This is a genomic window from Variovorax paradoxus (assembly GCF_030811855.1).
Lineage (GTDB): Bacteria > Pseudomonadota > Gammaproteobacteria > Burkholderiales > Burkholderiaceae_C > Variovorax > Variovorax paradoxus_L.
Window position 1 is genome coordinate 1 of sequence record NZ_JAUSRN010000033.1, and the last position, 3,724, is coordinate 3,724.

Annotated in this window: 5 protein-coding genes; all 5 read left to right on the forward strand. The window is 64.2% G+C overall.

Features of this window, described 5'->3' with window-relative positions; genetic code table 11:
• Positions 1-150, forward strand: a 150-nt coding sequence (locus J2X92_RS29410) for a flagellar basal body rod C-terminal domain-containing protein (RefSeq protein WP_307581419.1), incomplete at its 5' end; no start/stop codon positions are given.
• Between the two features lie 42 nt (positions 151-192).
• Complete coding sequence (flgG, locus tag J2X92_RS29415) at positions 193-981, forward strand: flagellar basal-body rod protein FlgG (RefSeq protein ID WP_307581410.1); 789 nt, start codon at positions 193-195, stop codon at positions 979-981.
• Positions 965-2,050: a flagellar basal body P-ring formation chaperone FlgA gene (gene flgA / locus J2X92_RS29420; RefSeq protein ID WP_307581413.1), complete on the forward strand. Its 1,086-nt coding sequence runs from the start codon at positions 965-967 to the stop codon at positions 2,048-2,050. The genes flgG and flgA overlap by 17 nt, the downstream gene beginning before the upstream one ends.
• Positions 2,047-2,649 carry a flagellar basal body L-ring protein FlgH gene (locus J2X92_RS29425; protein ID WP_307581415.1) on the forward strand — a complete coding sequence of 201 codons (603 nt, stop codon included), beginning with the start codon at positions 2,047-2,049 and terminating at the stop codon, positions 2,647-2,649. Before flgA ends, J2X92_RS29425 begins: the two co-directional genes overlap by 4 nt.
• On the forward strand, positions 2,649-3,724 hold a 1,076-nt coding region (locus J2X92_RS29430; RefSeq protein ID WP_307581417.1), incomplete at its 3' end, for a flagellar basal body P-ring protein FlgI. The genes J2X92_RS29425 and J2X92_RS29430, both read left to right, overlap by 1 nt.

Below are 3,724 nucleotides of genomic sequence, written 5' to 3' on the forward strand. Positions count from 1 at the left end.
GGCTTTCTCGAGAACTCCAACGTGAACTCGTTGCAGGAAATGGTGCAGCTGATCCAGTCGATGCGGCATTTCGAATCCATGCAGAGAGTGGCCCTGGGCTATGACGAAATGATCGGCGCAGCTATTCGCAAGCTCGGCGAGCTCTCGTGAGCCGCAACGCGCTCCTATTCACTTTCAAGAACGAGATGAACCATGTTTGATGCCCTCTATATCAGTGCCACCGGCATGCAGGCCCAGCAGCTCAATGTCGACACCATTGCGAACAACCTGGCCAACGTCAACACCACGGGCTTCAAGAAGAGCAAGGTCGGATTCACCGATCTGATGGTGCGCGAGGCGGCCCGGCTTCTACCGGCGCAAGAGGGAGCGGGCATTCTCGGCGGCACCAACCGGCTCGGCGCTGGCGTCGGAGTGGCGGGCGTGTCGAAGTTGTTCGATATGGGAGACCTCAAGAAGACCGAGTCGGCCTTCGACGTGGCGATCCAAGGCGAAGGCTTCCTCGAGGTCACGATGCCCGACGGTTCGAGCGCTTACACGCGAGGCGGGACCTTCAAGGTCAATCGCGACGGGCTGCTGGCCACGCAAGGCGGCTATCCGCTCAAGCCCAACCTGGCCATCCCAGACAACGCCCAGAACATGCAGATTGACAGCGATGGGCGTGTACGGATCCAGGTCGCTGGCCAGTCCACGCCTGTCGAACTGGGCCAGCTCGAACTCGTGCGTTTCACGAGTCCGTCGGCACTGCTGGCGCAAGGTGACAACCTGTACCGGTCGAGCACGAACTCGGGCGAGGCGATTTCGGGGCGCGCCACCGAGGACGGCATGGGCAGTTTGGCCCAGGGTTTCCTTGAAGGATCGAATGTGAAGTTGACCGAGGAGATGGTCAATTTGATGGTGGCCCAGCGCGTGTATGAAGCGAATGTGAAGGTCATACAGGCGTCGGACGAGATGCTGGGATTGATCAATGGCCTTCGCAAGTAAAACGCGTGGCGTGCTGATCGCGCTGTGCGCGGCCGGCTACGCGGCGGCTGGAGCCGCGCCGTCGCCGCCCGTCAGTCCAAGCACGCAAACGGCCACGGGGGCGGCGGTCTCGATCGAACTGCGGTCGCATGTCAAGCTGAGCCAGGCCCCTGTGCGCCTGGGGGACATTGCGTTTCTGACGACGCGGAACTTGCCGATGCTGCGGCAGCTGATGGCGCTCCCGATCGGCACCGCGCCGCGGCCCGGCTCTCCGGTCACCCTCGACCGCGACACGATCGCGCGTTGGGTTGAGACGCGAAGCGGTCTGCAAGCACTAGATGGGGCGTCAAGTGGGCGGAGCCCGCTGATTCGCTGGGAAGGAGCTGAAGAAACTGAAATCGAAAGCGCCTCACAGCAACTGCCTGGCGAGATCATCGCCGACGCAGCCCGCTCGGTGCTCCTGCGCTGGCTGGCCGAACGCAGCGTGCGGGCCAATGTGCAGGCCGCGAGCGCGGCCCGCGATCTGATGCTGCCGGCCGGTGTGCCGATGCTTCGGGTGCGTTCGCTTGCGAAACAGGCGATGCCGTCCAAGCGTATGTTGGTCTGGGTCGATGCCTGGGTGGACGACCGGTTCGTCCGGACGACGGCGGTGACCTTCGAGGTCGATGCTTGGGCGCCGCTCACAGTGGCTGCCGCGGGCATGGACAGCGGAGCGGTGATCGATGGGATCGTCCTCGCAGGTGCGATGGAAAAGCGCGAAGTGGATCTCACGACGGTCAAGCGCGGCACGCCTGCCGCCATTGCACTCGATGGACCGAGCAGCTTCGCATCGAACAAGCCACAGCGTCTGCGCCGTCCGCTTCGCGCTGGAGAGGTGCTTACCGATTCCCACCTACAACCGGAGCCGGTGGTCACGCGTGGCAACTGGGCGAACCTGCAGTCGCGCAGCGGCGCTGTGTCCGTCGAGAGTCGCGTCGAGGTGTTGCAGGATGGGCGGCAGGGGCAGATCGTCCGCGTCAAGGTGCCCGGATCGCGCGCGGAGGTGCTCGCCCGAGTAACGGGCCGCGGACAAGTAGAGGTACAGCCATGACGGCGCGATCGCACCTTCTCTGGTCCGAAATGGCAACGCTTGCAATCCTGATGGCGGTGTCGTCGCTCGCGCCCGTGTCGGCTGAAAGCCTTTATCAGGAGGGTAGTTTCCGTCCGCTCACCGCGGACAACAAGGCCTTTCGCATCGGCGACTCTCTCACAGTTCAGGTCTTCGAGAACTCCTCGGCATCGACCAGCGCTAACACTGGCACCCGCCGCGCCAACGACATCACCGGATCGGTGACCCACACCGGCGGCAAGGTTGTGGGGCAACTCGGTATCGGGGTGACCGGCGAGTTCGACGGGGGCGGGCGCACCCAGCGGGCGAACAAACTGCTGGCGACGCTCACGGTGACAGTCCAGGACGTGCTGCCCAACGGTGATCTGCGCGTGGCCGGGGAACAGCTGCTGACGGTCAATGAAGAATTGCAGAAGGTCAATCTGGAAGGCCGCGTGCGTCCCCAGGACATCTCCGATGGCAATGTCGTTCTGTCCACCCGCCTCGCCGATGCCCGCATCACCTATGTCGGCGAGGGCGATGTCTCGGACCGCGCGCGGCGCAGCATCTGGCGCAAGGTTTTCGACTGGCTGGGACTGTGATGAAAACGATGAGGTGGATCACGCGCGCAATAAACACGTCCTTGCGCTGCACGGTGCTCATTGCGCTGGGCTGCGCCGGCTTGACGGGTGCTCACGCCGCCGCCGAGGTGATGCGCGTCAAGGATCTTGGCAAGCTCAAGGGGTGGCGCGACAACGCCCTGTTCGGCACCGGTATCGTGACCGGCCTGGCCGGAACGGGCGACTCGCCGGCCAACCGCGCGGCGCGCCAGTCGCTGGCCAATCTGCTCTCGCAGTTCAACCTGACGATCGCTCCGGAGGCCATACAGAGCCGCAACGTCGCCGTCGTGATGGTCAGTGCGGCCCTGCCAACATTCGGACGCGAAGGCGACACGCTCGATGTCACCGTGAGCTCAGCGGGCGACGCGCGCAGCCTTGTCGGGGGCACGCTGCTGATGACGCCGCTCAAAGGTGCCAACGGCCGGATCTATGCGCTGGCGCAGGGGAGTCTGTCGGTCGGTGGCTACCGCTATGACGCCAACGGCAACGTGGTCCAGAAGAACCATCCGACCTCCGGCTCGGTGCCGAACGGGGCGACCATCGAAGTCGGCGTCAATGCGGCCATGCTCGACGAGCAGCAGAGCGTGACCTTCGTGCTCTCCGAGCCCGACTACACCACCGCCAGCCGCGTTGCCGCAGCCATCAACAGCCAACTGGGCGGCGGCTTGGCAAAAGCCAAGGATGCTTCCGGCATTGAGATTGCCGTACCGCCGGCACAGCGCGGCGACCTGGTGAGCTTGTTCACCCGCATCGAGAACGTGATGGTCGAACCCGATCGGCGGGCCAAGGTCGTCATCAACGAACGCACAGGCACCGTGGTATCGGGAGGCGATGTTCGAATATCGAAGGTGGCGATTTCGCACGGCGACATCAAGATCGCGATCTCCAACCAGAACACGGCCTCGCAGCCGTCCAACGTGTGGAACGGCGGCCCGGAGGTCCGGACAGCAGTCGTGACAAACACACGCATCGATGTCGACGAGCAGAACGGCACCGGCTTCGTCGCCGGGTCCAACACCGTCTCCGACCTCGTGCAATCGCTCGCGCGGCTCAAGAC

Excerpts from the sequence above, each read along its gene's own strand:
- J2X92_RS29425 (WP_307581415.1), top strand. The coding sequence starts at position 2,047 with ATGACGGCGCGATCGCACCTTCTCTGGTCCGAAATGGCAACGCTTGCA.
- flgG (WP_307581410.1), top strand. The coding sequence starts at position 193 with ATGTTTGATGCCCTCTATATCAGTGCCACCGGCATGCAGGCCCAGCAG.
- flgA (WP_307581413.1), top strand. The coding sequence starts at position 965 with ATGGCCTTCGCAAGTAAAACGCGTGGCGTGCTGATCGCGCTGTGCGCG.